At 42.8% G+C, this 22,539-nt stretch carries 19 protein-coding genes; 5 read left to right on the top strand and 14 right to left on the bottom strand.

Translation table 11 applies throughout. The annotated features are described in order from the left end of the window. Positions 1 to 50: 50 nt before the first annotated feature. Both NO992_RS02435 and NO992_RS02430 read right to left on the bottom strand, forming a co-directional pair. Complete coding sequence (locus NO992_RS02435; protein ID WP_010375394.1) at positions 51 to 1,025, bottom strand: diguanylate cyclase; 975 nt, start codon at positions 1,023 to 1,025, stop codon at positions 51 to 53. 2 nt (positions 1,026 to 1,027) lie between these two features. After that, complete coding sequence (locus tag NO992_RS02430; protein WP_010375391.1) at positions 1,028 to 2,032, bottom strand: response regulator; 1,005 nt, start codon at positions 2,030 to 2,032, stop codon at positions 1,028 to 1,030. Positions 2,033 to 2,233: 201 nt separating this feature from the next. Between NO992_RS02430 and tpx the strand changes: the two genes are divergently transcribed. Further along, positions 2,234 to 2,815, top strand: coding sequence for a thiol peroxidase (gene tpx, locus NO992_RS02425; protein WP_017217995.1), 582 nt, complete (start codon positions 2,234 to 2,236; stop codon positions 2,813 to 2,815). 98 nt (positions 2,816 to 2,913) lie between these two features. Here tpx and htpG read toward each other — a convergent pair whose 3' ends face one another. Together htpG and recR are read right to left on the bottom strand one after the other, a co-directional pair. After that, a complete protein-coding gene (gene htpG, locus NO992_RS02420) occupies positions 2,914 to 4,827 on the bottom strand; it encodes a molecular chaperone HtpG (protein WP_017217996.1) in 1,914 nt (637 codons plus the stop codon). Between the two features lie 166 nt (positions 4,828 to 4,993). Then, positions 4,994 to 5,593 (bottom strand): recombination mediator RecR, encoded by a 600-nt coding sequence (gene recR, locus NO992_RS02415; RefSeq protein ID WP_017217997.1) that lies wholly within the window; start codon positions 5,591 to 5,593, stop codon positions 4,994 to 4,996. A 270-nt stretch (positions 5,594 to 5,863) separates the two neighbouring features. Between recR and NO992_RS02410 the strand changes: the two genes are divergently transcribed. Further along, positions 5,864 to 7,939 (top strand): M13 family metallopeptidase, encoded by a 2,076-nt coding sequence (locus NO992_RS02410; RefSeq protein WP_371374054.1) that lies wholly within the window; start codon positions 5,864 to 5,866, stop codon positions 7,937 to 7,939. A 50-nt stretch (positions 7,940 to 7,989) separates the two neighbouring features. On the opposite strand, the gene NO992_RS02405 is transcribed toward NO992_RS02410, so the two are convergent. Both NO992_RS02405 and NO992_RS02400 read right to left on the bottom strand, forming a co-directional pair. Beyond that, a complete protein-coding gene (locus NO992_RS02405) occupies positions 7,990 to 8,565 on the bottom strand; it encodes a rhomboid family intramembrane serine protease (protein WP_235368036.1) in 576 nt (191 codons plus the stop codon). Positions 8,566 to 8,690: 125 nt separating this feature from the next. Next, positions 8,691 to 9,377: a DUF3592 domain-containing protein gene (locus NO992_RS02400; protein WP_371374051.1), complete on the bottom strand. Its 687-nt coding sequence runs from the start codon at positions 9,375 to 9,377 to the stop codon at positions 8,691 to 8,693. A gap of 588 nt (positions 9,378 to 9,965) precedes the next feature. Between NO992_RS02400 and NO992_RS02395 the strand changes: the two genes are divergently transcribed. Continuing rightward, positions 9,966 to 12,488: an amidohydrolase family protein gene (locus NO992_RS02395; protein ID WP_371374048.1), complete on the top strand. Its 2,523-nt coding sequence runs from the start codon at positions 9,966 to 9,968 to the stop codon at positions 12,486 to 12,488. Between the two features lie 127 nt (positions 12,489 to 12,615). Here NO992_RS02395 and NO992_RS02390 read toward each other — a convergent pair whose 3' ends face one another. The 6 genes from NO992_RS02390 to NO992_RS02365 form a co-directional block, all read right to left on the bottom strand. Next, a complete protein-coding gene (locus tag NO992_RS02390) occupies positions 12,616 to 12,942 on the bottom strand; it encodes a YbaB/EbfC family nucleoid-associated protein (RefSeq protein ID WP_010368987.1) in 327 nt (108 codons plus the stop codon). 63 nt (positions 12,943 to 13,005) lie between these two features. Further along, positions 13,006 to 15,333: a DNA polymerase III subunit gamma/tau gene (gene dnaX, locus NO992_RS02385; protein ID WP_371374044.1), complete on the bottom strand. Its 2,328-nt coding sequence runs from the start codon at positions 15,331 to 15,333 to the stop codon at positions 13,006 to 13,008. Positions 15,334 to 15,335: 2 nt separating this feature from the next. Next, the gene (gene apt, locus NO992_RS02380; protein ID WP_010368992.1) at positions 15,336 to 15,881 is read right to left on the bottom strand and encodes an adenine phosphoribosyltransferase; all 546 of its coding nucleotides are present in this window, start codon (positions 15,879 to 15,881) and stop codon (positions 15,336 to 15,338) included. A 429-nt stretch (positions 15,882 to 16,310) separates the two neighbouring features. After that, on the bottom strand, positions 16,311 to 17,060 hold the full coding sequence (locus NO992_RS02375) for a DUF2063 domain-containing protein (protein ID WP_010368996.1): 750 nt from the start codon (positions 17,058 to 17,060) through the stop codon (positions 16,311 to 16,313). 2 nt (positions 17,061 to 17,062) lie between these two features. Continuing rightward, positions 17,063 to 17,899: a DUF692 domain-containing protein gene (locus NO992_RS02370; protein ID WP_371374041.1), complete on the bottom strand. Its 837-nt coding sequence runs from the start codon at positions 17,897 to 17,899 to the stop codon at positions 17,063 to 17,065. A 156-nt stretch (positions 17,900 to 18,055) separates the two neighbouring features. Beyond that, positions 18,056 to 18,595: a hypothetical protein gene (locus NO992_RS02365; RefSeq protein ID WP_371374039.1), complete on the bottom strand. Its 540-nt coding sequence runs from the start codon at positions 18,593 to 18,595 to the stop codon at positions 18,056 to 18,058. A gap of 261 nt (positions 18,596 to 18,856) precedes the next feature. On the opposite strand from NO992_RS02365, the gene NO992_RS02360 reads away from it, so the two are divergent. Beyond that, positions 18,857 to 19,843, top strand: a complete 987-nt coding sequence (locus NO992_RS02360; RefSeq protein ID WP_371374036.1) for a tRNA-dihydrouridine synthase — start codon at positions 18,857 to 18,859, stop codon at positions 19,841 to 19,843. Between the two features lie 37 nt (positions 19,844 to 19,880). Next, entirely contained in the window at positions 19,881 to 20,255 is a 375-nt protein-coding gene (locus NO992_RS02355) for a TraR/DksA C4-type zinc finger protein (RefSeq protein WP_010369006.1), read from the top strand. On the opposite strand, the gene NO992_RS02350 is transcribed toward NO992_RS02355, so the two are convergent. Continuing rightward, positions 20,218 to 21,222 carry a hypothetical protein gene (locus NO992_RS02350; protein ID WP_248694115.1) on the bottom strand — a complete coding sequence of 335 codons (1,005 nt, stop codon included), beginning with the start codon at positions 21,220 to 21,222 and terminating at the stop codon, positions 20,218 to 20,220. The two genes, NO992_RS02355 and NO992_RS02350, sit on opposite strands and share 38 nt — an antisense overlap. Positions 21,223 to 21,273: 51 nt before the next feature. Then, positions 21,274 to 22,533: a hypothetical protein gene (locus tag NO992_RS02345; protein WP_010369010.1), complete on the bottom strand. Its 1,260-nt coding sequence runs from the start codon at positions 22,531 to 22,533 to the stop codon at positions 21,274 to 21,276. Positions 22,534 to 22,539: the final 6 nt, after the last annotated feature.

The raw sequence follows: 22,539 nt of genomic DNA, 5'->3' as shown, positions 1-22,539 counted from the left end.
GCAATATGAATAGAACCGCGCCGCGCTAAAGCCACTATATAAAGATAAATTTACTCGCTGGCCATGTCTTCAGAGTATACAGTTACCCGATTTCTTCCGCCCTCTTTAGAAACATACAAAGCGCTGTCTGCCGCTTCGATCCATTGCTCATGTTTTTCAAAAGACTCTTCGTACACGGCAACACCAAGACTAACCGTAATCTTGATTTGTTGCTCATCGTAGTAAATCGAAGAATTTTCTATTAATGATCGCAGCCTCTCAGCGAAAGTGATTGCACCTTTTACGTCTGTGTCGAGCAAAGTCACCGCAAACTCTTCACCGCCGTAGCGGCCTGCAGTATCTGTTTCTCGCAGTGTTTTGCGTAGTAAGTCTGAGATATGGCGTATAGCCTCATCTCCACCACTATGACCGTATTCATCATTAATTCGCTTAAAGTGGTCAATATCAAACATAAGAAGTGCACTTTGGCCCTGATTACGTTTCAAGCGCTTAAACTCTTGCTTTAGGCTCTCTTCCCAAAAACCGCGATTATGCAACTGGGTTAAACTGTCCGTACGGCTAATCTTTTCTAACTGTTTATTCAACGACTCAAGCTCTAACTTGTTGATTGCTTCGTCGGTTACATCGTATATGATCACACAAATATGCCCAACATCCCCCGTCACTGTGGTCAACGGGATAAAGGTCGCATTCTGATACATGTAATCAGCCTTGCCTGTGATAGGCCGATAATTTTTGAATCGGAAAATATACGGCTGCTGCTCCCAAATAGTAAACGATCGATTTTTTAGCACGAATACAGGCTCAGCTTTTGATCTAAACCATTGCTCATCAATACTTGGGAACAAGTCAAAAATGTCTTTATCTTTAACCGCACTCGGTAATAAACCGGAATGATTTTCCATAAAACCATTCCATATACATACCTTGTAGTCGCGATCAAGCACCACCAAGCCAACATCTACGGTGTTAAACATATCCATTAACCAATGGATTTCATTCATATCAAAATCGGCTGCAGGCATAGTTAATCATCCAATAAATAGGCTACTTTGTATTTTAATGTTTTAAGTGAGTCTTCTGTGAATAACAGCATAAGGTCACAGTTAATGTTGTGATGCTCAATGCCATAGCTAATCTCTATAGCGAGCGTTCTTTGCCATCTCGCTTTGTTGGCTTTCACAAGTTCAGCAACATCACAATGTTGACCAAGCACCACGGGGTGGCCTTGACTGAAAGACATATCGAGCTGCTTAGATAGTCCCGTTAAAATTGCGCCAATCAAGATATTGCTAATATCCATTAAAAGCTCAAGCTCAACTTTGGTATTAAGATCGCCATGATAATTCATCAAAGACGCGATCTCTTTGAAACTAGAATCATTGAGCAGTAGCAGCGCTTCTCCGGAAACTCCACCGCCAATAAAACCTTGGCAAACGCCCGACGTAGTCGCGCTCGCATCAATCGCTTGCAGTGCCATATGCAGCTCGTTGACTTCGAGTACGTTGACGTTGGGAATAGGTAGTTCGACGAATACGTTTAGCAATCGCGCCAACAAATCACCCGCCTGCCCCATAGCAACGTTTGTAAGCTCTTGATAGATATCACGGATCTCAGGGTCTAGCTGCTCACCAAGTTTATGAACCAAGCTTTCTCTGATTGCTTTGTCTTTTATTCCATGATGCTCAATAATTTCAGCAAGTTTAGCTGCATCGCAGGGCTTACGGATAAAATCAATAGCGCCGAGTTCTATCACACGTTGGTGCGCATTAGGTTGAATGTCGCCAGAAACAACGACAGTAAGCACAGATAAATCTTGCTCGCTAATAGCCTGTAGTACTTCATAGCCATCCATCTGCGGCATATTTAGATCAAGGAATAGAATCTCAGGAGAGAGTGCTTTGATTTGTTTAATACAGTCGAGTCCATTCTCTGCAAATTCTACTTTAATGTCCCAGTCGTCTGGCAATGAACGCGCCAGCTGCCGACGGGCAAGTTTTGAATCGTCACAAATTAGGACTAGTGTTGACATACAAGCTCTCTTTCTGTTTCCCATGCGTATCGGCACGATGTCGGGAAGTTTTAGTTATAATTATGAGATTAAAGCTTAAAATTGCGACATATGTTAATAAAACGACGCCATCTTGACAATCTAAATGTCACTTAAGCTTGGTTAGTTACTGTCAGTATAATACACTCAAATCAATTAAGTTAACTTCAAAAGGAATACTTTATGCTGAAAGCGTTAGTTTTAGCGAGTGGTCTGTTTAGTGCGATATCATTGGCTTATGATTTACCTGAAAACTCGGTAGATATGGGCAAGGTAAAAGCGCAAGGTAAAGCGGTGGTATTGCTTGGTAATGGTGTAAAGCAAGGTCAGGCTGCACCGGATTTTAAGGTTGCCGATGCTGACTTCAGCCCTGTTACTCTGAAAGATTTTGAAAGTCGTGCAATTTTAATTAGCGTTGTACCAAGCCTAGATACAGGCACTTGCAGCCTTCAAACAAAACATTTTAATGAAAAAGTAGCAAGCCAATTTCCAGATGTTGCCATGTTGACGATTAGTGCGGACTTGCCGTTTGCGCAAAAGCGCTTTTGCAAAGCAGAAAATATCGACAAGGTTAAAACATTATCAGACGCCGTATGGCATTCTTTTGGTGAAAACTATGGTTTGTTGATTAAAGATATGGGCCTGCTCAGTCGTGCGATTTTTGTGCTAGATAAGGAACACAAAATTGTTTACAAGCAGCTGGTAGAAAATTTAGCAAAAGAGCCAAACTACGAAGAAGTCGTTGGCGCACTGAAGAGTCTATAGCCTCACTATATACTCTCATCAATAAACACAAAAAAGCCGGTCACTTAACAATGACCGGCTTTTTCAATTCGTTATACTAATTTATTACTTAATTAATTTTACTTTTGTAGATCTAGCATTAGCTTGTTAAGACGGCTTACAAAGCCCGCTGGATCTTTCAGGCTACCACGCTCTGCAAGCATTGCTTGGTCTAGTAGTACTTCTGCCCATTGTCCAAACTTGTCTTCGTCTTGTTCGTTATTCAAATGCTTAACCAATTGGTGCTCTGGATTAAGTTCAAATACCGGCTTAGACTCAGGCACGGCTTGACCCACCTGCTCCATTAGCTTTTGCATTTGTGAGCTCATATCATGATCATCTGCAACCACACACGCTGGAGAATCTGTTAAGCGGTGCGTAAAGCGTACTTCTTTCACTTTATCGCCAAGTGCTGTTTTCACTCGCTCAACTAGGCCTTCAACTTCCTTCTCACTTTCTTCGTGTGCTTTCTTCGTTTCTTCATCATCCATATCACCCAAGTCAAGATCACCACGCGTGATTGACTGAAGTGGCTTCTCGTTGAATTCAGTGAGGTGGCTCATCATCCACTCATCAACGCGATCTGACAGTAACAGAACTTCAATACCTTTCTTACGGAAGATTTCAAGATGCGGAGAGCTCTTTGCTGCTTCAAAGCTATCAGCCACAACATAGTAAATCTTATCTTGGCCTTCTTTCATGCGCTCAATGTACTGCTCAAGCGATACGTTTTGCGTTTTCTCGTCAGTATGTGTAGAGCTAAAACGCAATAGTTTTGCAATAGCATCTTTGTTTGCGAAATCTTCAGCAGGACCTTCTTTGATCACATTACCAAACTCATTCCAGAATGCTTGGTAATCTTCTGGTTTGTTTTTGCCCATGCGCTCAAGCATTTTAAGAACACGAGATGTACAGCCTTTACGAATAGCTTGAGTGATCTTGTTGTCTTGTAGGATCTCACGAGATACGTTAAGAGGTAAATCGTTAGAATCTAGTAAGCCTTTAACAAAGCGCAGGTAGCTTGGCATAAACTGCTCAGCGTCATCCATGATGAACACGCGTTGTACATAAAGCTTAAGGCCTGCTTGACGCTCACGATTGTATAAATCGAAAGGTGCCTTTTTAGGGATATAAAGTAGGCTGGTGTATTCAGTTTTACCTTCTACTTTATTGTGTGCCCAAGTGAGTGGCTCTTCCCAATCATGACCAACATGCTTATAAAACTCTTTATATTCTTCGTCGCTGATCTCAGATTTATCGCGAGTCCAAAGTGCTGTGGCTTTGTTGATCGCTTCCCACTCGCCAGGTTGCGCTTCAATTTTCTCGCCATCTGGACCTTCAGATTCAGGAACTGGGTCTTTATAAAGTTCAACAGGAATTGAAATGTGATCTGAGTATTTAGTCACAATACCGCGAAGGCGATAAGTTTCAAGGAACTCACTTTCTTCTTCACGAAGATGCAGTGTGATCTCTGTACCACGCTCTGCTTTTTCAATTTCTGCAATCGTGAAGTCGCCTTCACCTTGCGATTCCCATTCCACTGCTTCTGACTCACCCGCTTTACGCGTACGAACCGTTACTTTATCAGCAACAATAAATGCAGAATAGAAACCAACACCGAACTGACCAATCAGCTGCGAGTCTTTTGCTTGGTCGCCTGTTAGATTTTTAAAGAAATCAGCTGTACCAGATTTTGCGATGGTACCTAATGAGCTGATCACTTCGTCACGCGTCATACCAATACCATTGTCAGAAATGGTGATGGTTTTTGCATCTTTGTTTACGCTTAAGCGAACACGTAGCTCCGCGTCACCTTCGTAAAGGTCACCATTTTGCAAAGCTAAATAACGTAGTTTGTCAGCCGCGTCTGAAGCGTTAGATACTAATTCGCGTAAAAAGATCTCTTTGTTTGAGTACAAAGAGTGGATCATTAGGTTTAATAATTGTTTGACTTCTGTTTGAAAGCCTAATGTTTCTTTTTGAGCTGCGGACATTGTTCTCTCCAATATAAGCAATTAATGCAGTGTTCTTTATCAATATGCTAGGTATATGGGGGAGGAGAAAAAACTTTCAAGAGACTGAACAAAATTTTTAACAAATCGCCCTGTTTTTTAGATTCAATTGCTCCAAAAACAGGGCTTTTAGCAAGAAACGTTAAGATTAGAGCTTCTTACGCCCGCTAAACGCATGCATTAACGTCATACCGTCTACAAGGTCAAGCTCACCGCCGACAGGCATACCATGGGCAATACGTGACGCTTCAACCTGATATTTATGACATAACTCAGAAATATAATGTGCCGTTGCCTCGCCTTCTACCGTTGGGTTTGTCGCTAAGATAACTTCGTTAATATTGCCAGCACTTAGCTTACGCTCAAGAACATCAAGGCCGATTTCATTGGGGCCAATTCCATCCAGAGGCGATAAATGCCCCATCAGTACAAAATACAGGCCATTAAATTGGCCCGTTTGTTCTATCGCCAATACATCCGTTGGTGATTCAACCACACAAAGCAGCCCTGTGTCTTGGCGCTTGATACTTTGGCAGATATCACACACCTCAACCTCACTAAATGTTCGGCAGCTTGAGCAATGACCAATGGCTTGCATCGCATGCGTCAGGCTTTGCCCCAGCTGGTTGCCGCCCTCTCTGTCTCGCTCTAATAAATGAAAGGCAATACGCTGCGCGGACTTAGGCCCAATGCCAGGTAAACAACGCAGCGCTTCAATAAGCGCCGTTAAACTTGGTGATAATTGCATAAATTCGTTTCTTGTGGCCCATGCAGTGCAAAAACACTGATAACAATGCCGAAATGATAAGGGATATTGTTGTTGATTTAAAGCTTGATCCTATTTCATACCCTTCTACTTATTTTACAGTTTGAAAATACATTCATCGCGAATTTCCCAACAATTCGACTCAAATGCTTGCAGCAAAAGCGTATTCGCTCGACAATGGCTCCATTCCCGATAGTAAGTACAATAGCACAGCTGTCGGGCCTACTTCTCGAACCAAATAGAGACTACATAATGAAAAAAACGATAATAGCGAGTGCGCTTACAGCCATCATGCTGACGGCTTGCTCTGAGCCACAAGTCACAACAAGTGAAGCCCAAAAAACAGAAAACGCAGCTGTAGCAACTGGTAAGGCTGAACTTGGCAGCTTTGGTGTTGACCTTAGTGCACGCGATGAAAGTGTAAAACCAGGTGATGATTTCTTTATGTACGCCAGCGGCACTTGGTACAAAAACTACGAAATGCCAGCAGACAAAACACGTTTTGGTGCATTCTCTGCGCTTGCTGAACGCAGTGAAGAGCAAGTAAAAACCATTATAGAAGAGATTGCTAACGGTAAAAACCTAAACGCCGAAGAGCAGCTAATTGCCGATTTTTACAATGCTTATATGGATGTTGAAACCCTAAATAAGCTTGGCATTAAACCTATTCAACCACTACTTGCTGACATTGACGCCATTAACAACACTGACGGCCTCACCAAAGCATTTGGACAATCTTGGTTAACTGGCGTCAATGCGCCGATCGGCGGCGGTATGTGGTTTAACCGTCTAGACCCAAATAAATACGAAATGTCGATGGGTGCTGGTGGACTTGGACTACCAGACCGCTCTTACTATTTAGAAGAAGCTGAGCGTTTTGTTAAAACTCGCGAAGCATACGTTGCACATATTGCAGATATGCTTAAATTTGCGGGTAAAGACAAGCCAACTGAGCGCGCAGAAGCCATTCTTGCACTTGAAACTAAAATTGCAGAGGGCCACTGGCCACGTGAAAAACGCAGAAATCGCGACCTGACATTAAATCAAGTTAAACGTGACGAGCTAGCAACACTATACCCAGGCTTTAATTGGGATTTATATTTTGCTGAAACAGGCTACAAAGTGCCTCAGCTAAATATGTCTCAGCCAGAGCCGATCAAAGCAATGATTGCGCTTATCAACTCTGAAGACTTGGCCGTTTGGAAAGACTATCTAACTTATCATGCAGTTAGCGGCAATGCGTCGCTGTTGTCTGAAGATATCTTCAATACTAACTTTGAATTTTATGGCAAACATTTAAGTGGTCAACAAGAACCACGTGCTCGTTGGAAACGCGCTATCAGCGAAATGTCTGGCACTACTTCGCTTGGATTTGCAATTGGTAAAGTTTACGTTGCCCGTTACTTCCCTGAGTCTTCTAAAAAACAAATGTCAGAATTGGTTGAAAACCTACGCACCGCGCTTGGTGAAAGGATTGAAGGCTTAGACTGGATGGGTGAAGAAACGAAAGTAAATGCTCAGGCAAAACTTGCCGCATTTACGCCTAAGATTGGCTACCCTGATAAATGGCAATCATTTGATGGGTTAACCTTAACCCGCGATAACTTAATGGCAAATGTGAAAAACCTACGTGAGTTTTTCCGCAACGACAGCATCGCCAAAGAGCTTGAAAAAACCGATCGTAACCGCTGGGGAATGACTCCACAACGCGTTAACGCCTATTACAACAGCTCGTTTAATGAAATCGTTTTCCCAGCGGCAATTCTACAACCGCCATTCTTCGACCCAAATGCAGATCCTGCAGTAAACTACGGCGGTATTGGCGCGGTGATAGGGCACGAAATGGGCCACGGCTTTGACGACCAAGGTTCTAAATCAGATGCCAACGGTATTCAACGTAACTGGTGGACCGATTCAGATCGCGCTGCTTTCGAAGAAAAAGCAGACAAGCTCGCGGCACAGTACAACCAATATGAGCCTATTGAGGGTAACTTTGTGAATGGTCGTAACAGCCTTGGCGAAAACATCGGTGACGTAGGCGGCCTTGCAATGGCTTATCATGCATATAAACTGAGCCTAAACGGCAAAGAAGCACCGGTGATTGATGGCTTGACTGGCGATCAACGTTTCTTCCTTGCTTGGGCACAAGTATGGAAAGAAAAGCGTACAGAGCAAAGCATGCTAAACCAGCTACGCGCAGGTACACACGCACCGGGTCAATTTAGAGCGCTTGCACCTCGCAACCATGATGCATGGTATAAAGCGTTTGACGTTAAACCGGGTGACAAACTGTACCTAGCACCTGAAGAGCGCGTGCGTATTTGGTAATAAATTAAATCCCAAAGCATAACCTGCCGTCACTGGTAGGTTATGCTGCTTTAACGCCGAGCAATACGCTTTTGCTTGGTTAAGTATGCCCCGCCTAATCCGCTTAAAAACCCAAAAATATGACTTGAACTACTCGTCTGTGCCGAGAAATCAAATAACGTCGCTAAAAAACTAATATTGGCATAATAAGTCAATACCAGCAGAGCTATAAAACTAACAATGCCAAGCACATCGCGATTGAATAGCGCAGCACCCAGCAGTAAGCCAAAGTAACCCATTACAATGCCTGATGCACCAATGTGATTAGCGTGCCCAGCAAACAGCCACACCAACAGCCCTGTAGCAACCACAATAAAAAGTGTTGCTCGCTTAAACCTTGGTAATCTCGCTGCCAAATAGCCGCTAATACTTAAGCCGAGCAAATTACTCAGCAAATGTCCCCAGCTACCATGCACAAAAGGCGCAGTTAACACACCACTCAAATGATGAACATTATGCGGTACAATCCCAAAACGATAGACGGGTAAGCCAAAAATACCACCCAACAACTGTACGAGGCACATCACTGCCATCGCGTACAAAACCAACTTAAAATTGGGCGGAAAAACCAGTGCACGTTTACTCATCTTACTTCCGTATACAGACAAAAATAGCGCCTTATTAAGCGCTATTTCGAATAGATTTGCAAACTCAGCCCACGAGAACTTTACATACTTAGTGTTGTAGTTACGATCCGTCCACTTTCATAAGATTAAGACGCGACCTTTGGGAGAAATGAAATATCCACATGGTATTTGCTCAGGTTTCCTTCTTCAATTAACACCGTTATCTCTTCTCGGTCTATGTGATTGGTTGGATCAAACCATATATTATCACTATTAAAAATATGCAATTGCGATGTTGATGGGTTTCTCCATTGTGCACAAATTTGGTAAGGGTTTTTGCCGTTAAACTCTATTCTACGGTTAACTTCAACACTCTGAAACTTAGCCACCACTGGTGTCCCTTTTTCCTTTAGATACTTCACCTTCTTATTTTTTGACGCGCCAAATAAGATAATTGAAAGTCCAATAAGGAAAAATACAGAGCCTATTCCAGCTAAGATCATAACCCCGCCCCAAAGCGAGAAAGTATCGTTAATTTCAGCTTTTTCGATTGAATCTTCTAGATAAACGACGCTTACAACCTCTCCTATTGAATATCTGTTAGGACCGCCCCCGGTAGAGGACACAAACTCCGCTATTTCGCCATTTTTGGTGTGGAATTTAACGAAAGGAGTATAGGTATCCGAGTCTTCAGACTGGGAATAAATAAGGTCTACCACTGTGCCTTCGGTAATGATTGCACGGTTTAGGAAGTCTTGGGTACTGTTGTACATAAAAAGAGACCCAATTAACAGTGCGGACCCAATCAGAGTGAAAATGTATTTAACTATCACGAGCAACTCCTTTTTGCTGGAATGATTTTATAAATTATATATGCGTAGTATGCATAACGCGTTGTTAGATCAGACTAAACTAGTTCGACCTAGAATGTAGACGTTATTTAAGCGGCGAGAGAAAATTAAGGCGAGCGACTTCACTTGCATTGATTTACAAGCTATATCGTTACAGCGGCGCTCATTCCCTGACCTAACATCGTATCCTTTATAGCCTATTAGACCGTTTTTCATCATCTATTTCAACTTTCTTGATGCTCAGTTCAATCATACTCGTGAACTTCACTTCGATATCTGTAACTGATCCCGCCATGTTATGCAGCTCGCTAGTAAAATTATGCGGTCTCAAGATAACCCAAAATATTTAGGTTAAAGGGAGCCTGCTTAACACCTGTCACTTGTTCAGGGCTTACTTTTGCGGTCTAAATGTAGCTACTCAACATTGCTGTAATAGCGCGTAACTTAGTGTAATTACCACCTTGCAAAATCAACTATAAAATTACATTTAATTTCTGACTGTATGAGAGTGCTAGCCAGAACTTGTAGCTACTTAATAGCGTTATCTAGATAATTTTCAAAGGAAACTTTATGAAAAAGCGTAATATAATCCCATGTTTCGCAGCTGCCCTATTGATTTCGGCGTGCTCGAGTTCAACAAATAACAGCGATGATAAACCACAAGACGATGATGTTAGCGCTAAAGTCAGTCTTTTTTTCGGTGGCAATATTATCACTGTTGCTAGCAAAAAACCCTTCTCTTTAGGAGCAGATGATAATCCTGCGGTGTTGGTCGAAAATGGTGTGATTACATTCGTCGGTTCAGTCGACGACGCAAAGGAGAAGCTAGCAACAATTAGACACCAAGATCCAAAAACCAAGATATCTTACTTCAATTTAAATGGCAGAACCTTAATGCCAGGATTCATAGAACCTCATGCCCATTTACAATCAACGGCGCAAATGAGTGGAGTAAAAAATTTAATGCCTTGTCTGCCAGACAAATATCAAGAAAAGCTCTCTAAAGATTACGGCTGGATTTACTATCCGAATAAGAAGGCTTCAAGTGCGAAAGATGGACAGGGGCACTGCTTTATATACCTAGATGAAGCAATAGCAAAAGTAACAACAAGCCCGCCATTTGTAATCGACCATGTCAATAAAGTTGGATGGTACATTGGAAATGGGCTTGATCCGTCACGAATGGTCCAAGAAGAGTATGCCAAGAGGCCTTTCGATCAGCGTATAAACGAAAATCGAGAATTTTTTGCATACCCAATGAAAGCTATTGACGAAATTAGCAACCAAAAATTAAAAACGGCACAAAGTAACAAAGCTATATTTATGACTGACCAATCAGGGCATTTAGCGTACGCCAATATGTCTGCGTTTGAGCAAGTGGGCTTGTGCAATACAGTGGTCAAAAAAGCACAGATAGACATGATTTCTCAAGCAAAAGTCGATGAGTTTGAAAAAGAGAACCCTGACTTTAAACTCCCCGTCGGGGATTACACATTGACTTGTGAAGGTACAGAACAAGACGTAAAAACCAGTCAGTTTATCGTGAAAACCTTATGCTTCAGCGATGGCGACTTAGATATAGTGAATAATGCTAAGTACAAAGAGATTGACTCGAAAAAGTGGCAGTACTCTGGCCTCATCAAAGAACCAAGTGCGTATATGCTGTTTATTAATTCCATTTTAAGAGCAAAAGGCACTAGTAGCAAAGACATTTCAGCACTCGTACACCATGCACCAAATACGCCCCCTGCAACCAGCTGCCCGCTAGATACAGCGCAACCGGAGCTAGCTAAATATGATAAAGATGAAAATGAAGAGGTTTTGATGAAAATGAAGTACTTGCTCAATACTTCATCGCAACAGGGGGTAACCATGTTAGTAGACGGTGGTTCAACAACAGAAATGAAAGACGATTTCATCAATCTAGTTCTCATGGAGCAACTGCAACCGGCCGCAAGAGTTCGCTCTGTGTACGATTGGCGCAACTATCAAGACGAGGCAACAGCCGCTCGCGCTCAATGTGTGTATGATCCTAAAAACCCCAGTGAATGTGATTATATTCCTTTTGAAAGTAAAGCTTTTAACGGTATGTACTCAGCGCAAGGCATTAAGCTACTCTCAGATGGCTCTACCCAAGGCTGTAGCGCAAATTTAAGTACTGATTACTCTGAAGCAGGACTTTGTGACACGTTTGGCAAGGGTCATGTTGATTATACCAAAAACGAAATTGTCCAAAATCTCTCTAGATTTTTACCCACCTGTGACAGCAGCGTACATCAGCCTTGGTACTTTAATCTTCACGCAAATGGTGATCAAGCTATATCAGATTCACTTAATGCGCTAACTCAAATGGCAGGTGATGCAAAACGTCACACCTCAACATGTAAAGAGAAACAGGTCGCTCAGACGTTTACTGATCTAGCTCACACAATTATTCATTCCACAGTGAATGATATAGATGAAAGTACAAAAGAAAATAAAACAATTTATAAATACCTCAAAGCTCGCGAAACGTTTCCGAATTTGACACCCAGTCATTTAATCGCCCATGTGGCCTACTGGGGAGCATCAATGAGAAATGAATTAGGAGATCTACGAGGCAATAGGATCGACCCTATGGAAGAAGAGCTCGCCGCAGGGATCCCCTTCTCGTTACATAGCGATTTGAGTATCAGCCCGTTATTCCCACTATGGTTTATTGAACAAGCCATGACTCGCCACACTTGGGAATATCCATTCTTAGCATCCAGAGGAAAGTATTTAGGTACAAATACAGATGGAAAAAGTAACTTATCAATACAAGACGCCATAAAGGCCGTCACTATTGTTCCTGCAATGCAACATAACCTCTCCCATAAGCTAGGTTCAATTGAAGTTGGCAAAATAGCTGACTTGATAGTTTTAGATAAAAACTTAATGGATTTTCAAACCACGCCTGAGAGCATCCACTCCATCAATGTGGAATGTGCATTTATAAATGGTGACGAGGTGACATGGGTCGATCTCGAAGATTTAGGCAAAGCTAAAAACCTTACAGACTACACGCCTAAAACCTTAGCTTCTAAATGTCGCAATAGCAGCACATTGAATTAAAAAGGGCTTTACGCTGCCATTCAGTAATCAATAGGGTCAGCCTCACTGACCCTATTCAAAGATTGATATCTGTAAATTTCAAACAAAAAAATAGCGCCTTCAGGCGCTATTTTCGTGGGATTCTAAATTAAAACGGCATTTTAAAGCCTGGAGGCATTTGCATGCCGCCGGTGACTTCTGACATGCGCTTTTGCGTTTCTTCACCTACGCGACGAACTGCATCGTTTACCGCAGCGGCTAGTAGGTCTTCGATCATGTCTTTATCGTCTTCCATTAGGCTTTCGTCGATTTCTACGCGACGTACGTTGTGGCTACCAAGCATAGTTACTTTAACTAAACCTGCTCCTGCTTCACCTGTTACTTCTAGGCTCTTGATCTCTTCTTGGGCTTTTTCCATGCGCTCTTGCATTTGCTGCGCCTGCTTCATGATGTTGCCCATTCCGCCTTTAAACATATTCTGCTCTCTTATACTTCAATTTGGTTTACTGTGATAAAAGATAAGGGCTAACGCCCTTAATTACAATGCCTGAACGCTATTTTCGTCAAGCATTGCGTCAAATTCTTGGACAAATGCGCTGACGAGTGGATCGTCTCGCATCGCCGCTTTAGCTTGGACAAGCCTATGCTCATCTAGTTGTTGCTGTACCAAAAACGGCGTGTTATTTACCGTGTCGATATAGTTAATCTCAAGCTCGATTGGCTGCTCGAATAATGCGCTTAGGCTTTCTGTTAGTTTCTCTCTCAGCACTGCGGAGTCTAAGTGTTGTTGACTCGCATCTACTTGCAATTGTACCTGCGCGCCTTGCTGTGTTATCACGCTGTGTAATGCATACTGGCGAATTCGACCACCTAATTGCATCTTTTCAATCATGTTTGCCCAATCGTCGCTTTGGTGAGCAAACTTAATGTCACTGATTGGACTAACAAAGTTTTCCGGTGCAGGGATCTCCACTTGAATATTTTGTTCGTTATCATCTTGTTTTACCGGTGATAACTGCTCTAGCAATTCTGGTGCTAAATTTTCCGTAATAGGTTTATGGCGCTCTTGAAACGCTGCTTTCTTTTGCTTTTTTGGTGCTAAGCGAGGTGCAGCGGGCTGTGCGCGTTGCGGCTCAGGCTGATACTCAGGTGTGGTTACCGTCGTGGCTGGCGCTTGCTCTATTGGCATTGGCGCACTAGGCGCCTCAGACTTTTTTACCTCACCATTGGCTCCCACCAATCGACCCGCTCCAGAGATATTACGATTTTTTAAAATTCGTGCGATTGCTGACTGGGCTTGGTTTTGCTGCTCGGTAACACTTGCTGTAGCAGCAGGTTCCGAAGCGTTTTGGTTTTGCACCTCAGGTTGAGACCAATCCTCTTGGTTTTGCGATGCCGTTTGCGCGTATGCAGCATCATCAACTGGCGCACTTTCATGATGATGTGCAGGAACTTGTTCTTGGAACCCCTGCTCTACCGCCTGTGACATGATGTTGTCGTATTGATTGGCCATCTCCGCCTCAGATGACACAGAGGCGACTGGTGCTTGGCTTTGCGCAGCAGGCATTGGCGACACCGGCTCATACTGTGTTGTTTGTTGCGCGGTTGATGTCGTTGCTTCTGGTGCATATGTAGGTGTTGCTGTCGGCTGTACCTGAGGTGATGGCGCTACCGTAGCGTTATCTTCCGTTGGCTTTTTTAACAGCGCTCGTAAATCCCCTACTTTGCTTTGCTTTTCAGAAGTCTCTTGGCTCACAGGAGCGGAAGGCACTACGCTATGGCTTTCTTTTTCGAACGCCATTAAGCGCAGCATGACCATCTCAAACCCAAGTTTAGGCTCAGGTGCCCACTTTAGGTCTTTTTTGCCATTTAACAGCAGTTGATACAACAACTGGCCCTGTTGCGGTGCTAATTGCTCGGCAAATAGCTTGATGTCGTTGTTATCAAAATTTGATAATCGCGCAGCACTAGGCACGAGTTGAGTGAGCTGAATAACATGCAATAACGCAATTAAATCGTCCAGCACACTAACAAAATTACCATTTTGTAGTGCTATTTTTTCAATCGTATTGAGTAAGGCTTCACCGTCGTGGCATAAAATTGCAGACAGCAAAATGATCGCATGCGCACTATCCATCAATCCCAGCATAGATTGCACTGCAGGCACAGTTAAATTGCCATTTGTTTGTGCAATAGCCTGATCAGTCAAACTTAGAGCGTCACGCATACTGCCATCAGCGGCTTTCGCTAACGTTTGTAGCGCTACTGGATCAAAGGCAACTTGCTCTAGCGGCAGGATTTTCTCTAGCTGTTCAACTATTTGCCCTTGCGTCATTGCGTTCAGGTTGAACTGTAAACAACGAGACAGAATAGTCACAGGCAACTTTTGTGGATCGGTTGTGGCGAGCAAAAATTTTACATGCTCTGGCGGCTCTTCTAAGGTTTTCAGGAGCGCATTAAAACTGTGCTTCGACAGCATATGCACTTCATCGATGAGATAAACCTTGTAGCGACCACGAGTTGGTGCATATTGTACGTTGTCTAAGATTTCTCGCGTGTCTTCAACTTTTGTACGAGAAGCCGCATCAATTTCGATTAAATCGATAAACTTACCGGTTTCAATCTCAGTACAGGCACTACACTGACCACAAGGCGTTGAAGTAACGCCTTGTTCGCAGTTAAGGCTTTTAGCAAAGATCCTAGCAATGGTTGTTTTGCCCACACCACGTGTTCCGGTGAATAAATAGGCATGGTGTAAACGCTTTTCATTGAGTGCGTTGACCAGAGCTTGTTTAACATGCTCTTGCCCCATTAATTCATGGAAGTTTTGCGGACGCCATTTTCGCGCCAGAACCTGATAGCTCATGCTTATTCGCCTTCAAACTCTACAAGTGAGAGGATTTTGATCCCAAGATCATTGATTTTCTTTTCACCACCAAGCTCAGGCAATGAAATAACAAACGCAGCATCAGTAGCTTCACCGCCTAAGCGCTTAACCAGTTTTGCTGTTGCTTCAATAGTACCACCTGTTGCAAGTAAATCATCAACAAGTAGCACTTTATCACCTGCTTCAATCGCATCTGAGTGTAATTCAAGCGTATCTTCACCATATTCAAGCTGGTAAGACTGGCTGATCACCTCACGCGGTAATTTACCCGGCTTTCTTACTGGAATAAAAGGAATACCTAACTCATACGCCAATGGTGCACCGAAGATAAAACCACGCGATTCAGTACCGATGATTTTAGTGAAGCCGCCATCTTTATAAGCCGCAACGAACGCATCAATTGTTGCCTTAAACGCAGCAGGATTTGCTAGAAGTGAAGTCACGTCACGGAACATAATCCCAGGTTTTGGGTAATTAGGAACCGTCGCGATACTATTTTTGATCAATGACATATTCTCTGTCGTCATAATTGCTTTGCTTTAAGTTTATTACAAAAGAGTGAGATTATAACAATTTTCTATCCGGTTGAAACCGACTGAGTGACTTTGTGTGTCAGGATGGAGGAAAAGCGAACAATTTAGTGAGTATTAATCGGTATTGAATCGAAAAAGGCTGCATATAGCAGCCTCTTGGTAAATACGTTCAGCTTGACTTATGCAAGCGCTGTTGCCCAGCCTAGAATCGCGTTTAAACAGCCAATTCCAGCGAATACAGCAACAAATGCAAGGAAATACTTTGCATTGAACGGATCTTTAAAGTCACCTTTAGACATAGATACTACCTTTAATTTTACAACTCACGCCAACTGCATAGCAGCAGAAAGCATTGACTAGCGCCCTAGTCCGAGTTTAAGCACGACAAAAACAGGCCGTATAATAGTCGATGTTGCCAATAGCTTAAAGGTTTTTTGTTTTGATAATGCCAAGATCCGCGAATTCAGCTAGTGTATGCTGTGCCCCTTGCTGCAGCTGCTCAATAGTAAACTGAGGCACTTGCTGCGCGATAACATCCACAATGTCAGTGAGTTGCATACCATCATTGGCTTCAATCACCGACAACATTAAGGCCGTCATCGGGTTTAGTGCGACAAACTGAACATCGTCCTCTTCGTCTCTATACAATGCAAAGCTAAATGTTTGCCCTGCTGTTTTAGTTGGCCTAAAGGTTTCACTGATCTGATGAACCGGATATTGATAATGTGCAACTCTGGCTGTACTTGCCAAGCTAATTTCAACATCTGCAAGCGCTTGTACTTCAATTGAAAGCTCATGCTCTGCCTCAACGATCGTTGCCACATCTAGCTCTAGCCATTCATAATGAGCAAGCTCTAACAAGAACTCAGGATCAGCTTCAGTGGGCTCGTATTCTGTTTGTAAAAACTGCAAAAACTCTTTGCTAATCTCTAAAAAGTATGGCGAATGACAATCGTGCTTAACAAAAAACAGCCTAATTAACATCAACCAATCTGTGTTGGTATACAAGCTTTTAAGTACAGGAAACGCACTGCTCACGAAGCCTTCAACGTTATTAAAAAACAGCTCTTGATAGATTTTTAAGCGCCGATCTTCTATGCCTTCAGGTGCAGGTTGGTTGTCTGGATCTCTGATATGCGCCATAAACTGCTGCTGAGTTTTTACAAAAGACATAGCTATACCTGCTCCAAGCGCTTGGCGTATTTGGCCTGTATTGCTGAAATTTTTCCCGCTTCTGCCAGTAATTCTGCCATAGGAGGAATATTAAAATCACGCTCTAGTAACGTCGGGAACACCCCATGCAGCTCATAGGCTTTCTCTAACAAGTCCCACACCGGCGAAGATACTTCAGCGCCGTGTGTATCAACGAGTAAGTCTTCGGCTTCCACATAATGGCCTGCGATATGGCCGTATACAATACGCTCGGTTGGCATAGCCGCTAAGAATTGTTCAGCATCGTAGCCATGGTTAATAGCGTTGACATAGATGTTGTTGACATCGAGTAGCAAATCGCAATCGGCTTCGGCTAATACCCCAAGGGTAAATTCCAACTCCGACATTTCTTGTCCAGGAGCGGCATAGTAAGAGACATTTTCTACTGCAATCCGGCGTTCTAGATGCTCTTGGACTGCTCGGATCCGCTTAGCGGTATGATGGATTGCTTCTTCAGTAAATGGGATTGGCATCAGATCGTACATATGACCCTTTCCCGAACAATAACTCAGATGTTCACTATAGGTAGCGATATTATGCTGGTTAAAAAACGTCTTGAGTTGTGATAAAAATTCGCGATCAAGCGGTGCAGGTGAACCTAGCGATAACGATAAGCCATGACAGATAAAGGTATGTTGTTGCGTCAATGCTTGAAATTGCTTTGCAAGCTTACCGCCAAATTTTAGCCAGTTTTCTGGTGCAACCTCATAAAAGTCTACTTGCTTTGGCGGCGTATTGAGCATGTCATCAACCATTTCACGGCGCAAACCGAGTCCTAACTTGCCTAACTGCACTGTCATACTTCTCTCACTTTAGACATTATTTTAAAGATCCCAAAGCTCGCATCACCGAGGCTTTGCTGTATGCATTGCTTCGCTTTGGAATTACCCAATAGCGCTACTATTACCTTAACATAACCAGCAGCGCTATTGGGTCGAACACAATGGTGTTTCTACTTAGTGGTTACCACCACACTTGCCTTCGCCGCATTTACCTTCTTTTTTGCCTTTAGCGTCGCCACCACACTTGCCTTCGCCGCATTTGCCTTCTTTCTTGCCTTTAGCGTCGCCACCACATTTGCCTTCACCGCACTTACCTTCTTTTTTACCTTTAGCGTCGCCGCCACATTTGCCCTCACCGCACTTACCTTCCTTTTTGCCTTTTGCATGGCCACCACATTTGCCTTCGCCGCATTTGCCTTCTTTCTTGCCTTTAGCGTCGCCACCACACTTGCCTTCGCCGCATTTGCCTTCTTTCTTGCCTTTAGCGTCGCCACCACACTTGCCTTCGCCGCACTTACCTTCTTTTTTGTCTTTGGCGTCGCCACCACATTTACCTTCGCCACATTTTCCTTCACCAGCATCTAGTTGATAACCAGCGGTCATTGTTTCAAAACTAAATGGATTAGCACTTGCATCCGTCGCGGTTAACCCAGCAGTACCTGCAACAACTGCGCTTAAAGTAAGGGCAATAGAGTTCTTTTTAACGGTATTCATAATGTTTGCTCTCTCAGAAATAGTAGATTCAATTAGTAGACCCAAACGTCTAAATATTTATTTCGCTAAACGTTTAAAAATTTTAGCTGTGATCACTAAGTTGTGGTTTACATCCAGTTATAGTCCATCTGCTGCCTTTTTGCTATTTGTGGATAACTAGGGCCTATTGGTGACTTGCAGCAAACAATTAGCTAAAATATCGCGCTTTTCGATGGGTCATCAGTGACTCATTTTATTTTTGTTGTATCTAAAGGTTAACACATGAAGCTTGTTCTGGCGCCGATGGAAGGTGTAGTTGATTTTAAAATGCGCGAATTGCTCACAGATCTCGGCGGCTTTGATCTTTGTGTGACTGAGTTTATTCGCGTCGTTGATCTCACCTTTCCACGCAGAGTATTCACTAGATACTGTCCTGAACTATTAAACGGTGGTTATACCAGAGCCGGAACACCGGTAAGAGTACAGCTTCTAGGTCAGGTTCCCCATGCGCTTGCAGCGAATGCACGAAAGGCCGTAAAGCTTGGCTCTCATGGTGTCGATTTGAACTTTGGTTGTCCCGCGAAAACCGTGAATAAAAGCCGCGGCGGCGCGGTTTTGCTGAAAGAGCCTGAGCAAATCTATCAAATCATTAGAGCAGTTAGAGATGCGGTACCAGAAGAACATCAAGTAAGCGCCAAAATACGCCTTGGCTTTGACGATGATGCCAATAGTACTGAAATTGTCGATGCGGTCCAGCAAGGTGGTGCGTCGAGTTTGGCGATACATGCACGCACCAAGCGAGATGGCTACAAACCGCCAGCGTACTGGGAAAAGATCCCACCTTTATTATCAAGGTTAACCATTCCTGTCGTTGCTAACGGTGAAATTTGGCAAGTGGAAGATGCACTGCTCTGCCAAGCACGCAGCCAATGCCAAGATTTGATGCTTGGTCGTGGTGCGCTAGCCACCCCCGATTTGGCAGCAAAAATCAAAGCGCATGTTAACGGAACTCTTTACACTCCACTCAAATGGGAAAACGTGGTCTACCATATCCTCCACTCTTCCATGCATCAGGATGAGAATATGAGTGAAAAGTACTTTTCGGCTAGAACAAAACAGTGGTTAAGTTATTTGAAATGTCAGTATAGCGGCGCACATGTTCTTTTTGATGAAATCAAAACGCTCAAAAGCAAAGATGACGTCATGAAGGTGTTGCAGAAATACGCAATGTCTCCAGACCTTGATTCAAATCATAACAGTGAAGTTTGACTGAAATGATAATGGGGCGTCGGATAGGAGAGCGCCCATGAATGAAAACACACATAACTACGAGCAAAGCTTACAAGCTGAACTTGCTACACTTAGAAGCGACTTTTTAGGAGAGCTAAAAGCTTCACCCAATGAGTTTACTCATAACCTTGCCAATACCTTAGAGCTCAACCCACCCAATAAATGGCTTGATATTGTAATGGAAAAAATAAATCCCGAGCAGTTTCCGCTCTATGATAGGTTGATGAAAGTCGAAGCGGCATTATGCCAAATGGAGATCGGTCAGTTTGGTTATTGCTGTGATTGCGAGCAGACAATAGAGCTTGAGTTGCTAGAACAAGATCCAGCAACCCAACGCTGTCGCAGTTGTAAGACTAAGGCTTTAAAAAATGGGGATATGCAGCAAAAATAGTCGCTGGAAAATAGACTATATTAGCAATCAATTGTTGTGCTTGTTGTTCATTCAGCGCTAGTTTTGAGTTGAGCGCAACAAATGCTTGCTTTTGTGACCACCCTTGATAATGAATTCCCAAATCCACTTCCATTAAGGTCACGATTAGCGCTTTATGCTGCTCTATTACCTTTGTACACTTTGCTACTGTCGAAGGCACATTAATAAATCCATCACGCCAGTTGAGTCCACTAATTCTTTGGCAGTTAGCTGGCAATAACTCTAGTATATAAGGCTGTTGAGTATTAGGCGTTGTATTGAGCACAATTGACTTACTCTTTTTCTCATCTATTTTTGATAATATCGCCAAGACTTTATTAGGCGATTCTTGAATAGCTCCGTAAAAATTTAGTTTTGATTGGTACCACTCTTTCCCATTAGGTAACTGATGCAGCCCAAGCATAGCTCTTGGTTTATAATCATTTAAATAAGTCAGTAGCGTTGAACGTGATGGTGCGTCAATATCTGAATCTTCAAGTTGCTTTATTACGGCTTCCCGCTCAAACCGATTTAGGCGAATATTACTTTCATCGGCCTCTTTTAGTTTTGTTATTACAAATTTAAGCCACAGATCAAGTTCCTCAACACTCACTCTACCTTCTATGCTTTTAAGTACAGGGATATGACTAGGCCAAGGTAAGTAACGCTCTGGATATCGCTCTTGAATTCTTAAGTAGTCAAGCTCCTTATGCGCCATAACATCCGATTCATTCAAACTACTTGATAATAAAGCGTGCCGTAACTGTAAATAGCCCTCTGTGAACGGTAAAACAGTAATCTCATCCGTAGATGAATGACTTAAACTACTGTTAAGAGAAATTAAAGAAGTCCTGAGTTCCTGATAACTTACGACTGGCTTGCGCTCACTACAAGCGGATAGGAATATAAATGCGACCAAAGTAAGGCTGAACAATAAATGCTTTTTCATAATTTCACATTAAAACTTGAAATCAAAAAAGCCCCTTTCGGGGCTTTTTAATTAGAGGCTAACACCCCTGCGTTGTGCTTTTTCTTTGATAAAGCTCGACCAGCTAATCGCAAATCTTCTAGTGCTAGGATCTTCCTTCGCCTTCAAAATTGCTGCATAAGCTTGTTTGAACTTATCTTGATAGTAGTAAGCTTCCGCAAGATCAGCATATGTACTGCCTTTCTTTTTGGTACCAAGCTCTAACGCTTTATTTAGTCTAACTACTGCTGCACTGTACTGCAGATTTTGCAGTAAAAGGCCACCTGCTCTTCCATAAAGTTCTGCGTCATCGTCAAACTTAGCAGCTTCTTCATAGTATTTAGCAGCATCACTGATGTGTTTAGCTTGGTGGTAATAACTTGCAAGCGCAGTCACGTTTTGCTTAGTACGTTCAATTTTGCCATCTTTCATAGCCTTTTCGAACGTTTGAGCAGCACGCCAAGGATCTTCAGTTAGAGAGTATAAGCTTCCAAGAATCTTATAGTCATTCTCTTTTTCAAAGTAACCTTTGCTAAACGCAACCTTCATTACAGTCATACCTTTACTGTAATCTTCGGTTTGCAAATAAAAGCCACCTAGTTGTGTCCAAGCTTTCGGGTCTTCAGGGAAAACACGTACTAACTCTTCACCAACCTCTACAGCCTTTTTGAATTGCTTCAATTCAAAGTAAGCTGCAACTTTCATCAGATAATATTGTTTATTTGGCTCTTCTACACCTGCGATAGCTTTATCAGCTGGAGCAATAACATTAGTATATTGCTTTAACTCATAATAAGCTTGCGCGATACGACCGTGTACTTTAGGGTCATTTTCACCCGTAAAGTCCATCCACGCTTCATAGGCTTTGATACCTTCTGAGTACTTTTCAGTACCTAGCAAAAGGTCACCAAGCAACTTCATTAGATCGCCTTGATCTTTAAAGTTAAGCGCATCAGGAGCAATAGCTAAACGCGTATACTTAATCGCTTCGCCGTAGTTTTCCTTTTGAGCATAAAGCTGACCTAGGTAACGGTTAACCGTTGCTTTATCGAAATCATCTGAAGGGTCAAGCTCGCGAAGCATTGCAATCGCTTCATCGACTTTTTCTTCGTTATATAATTCGAACGCTTTGGCAACCTTTTTACCTACTCGCTCACCCATGATCTTAGTTTTTGCCGCTTTACGCTTCTCTATTTCTTCATAGTTAGGCGCAGCAGAAACTGACTCTGAGTAAATGCCACCAGTCAATGCAATTAGAAGAGCAAGAGCTGTAAATTTGGGTAAACTTTTCATGCCTGC

This window comes from Pseudoalteromonas sp. DY56-GL79 (assembly GCF_041414765.1).
Classification (GTDB): domain Bacteria; phylum Pseudomonadota; class Gammaproteobacteria; order Enterobacterales; family Alteromonadaceae; genus Pseudoalteromonas; species Pseudoalteromonas piscicida.
The sequence above is the reverse complement of the archived record's forward strand: the minus strand, read 5'-3'. Positions and strand labels throughout refer to the sequence as shown.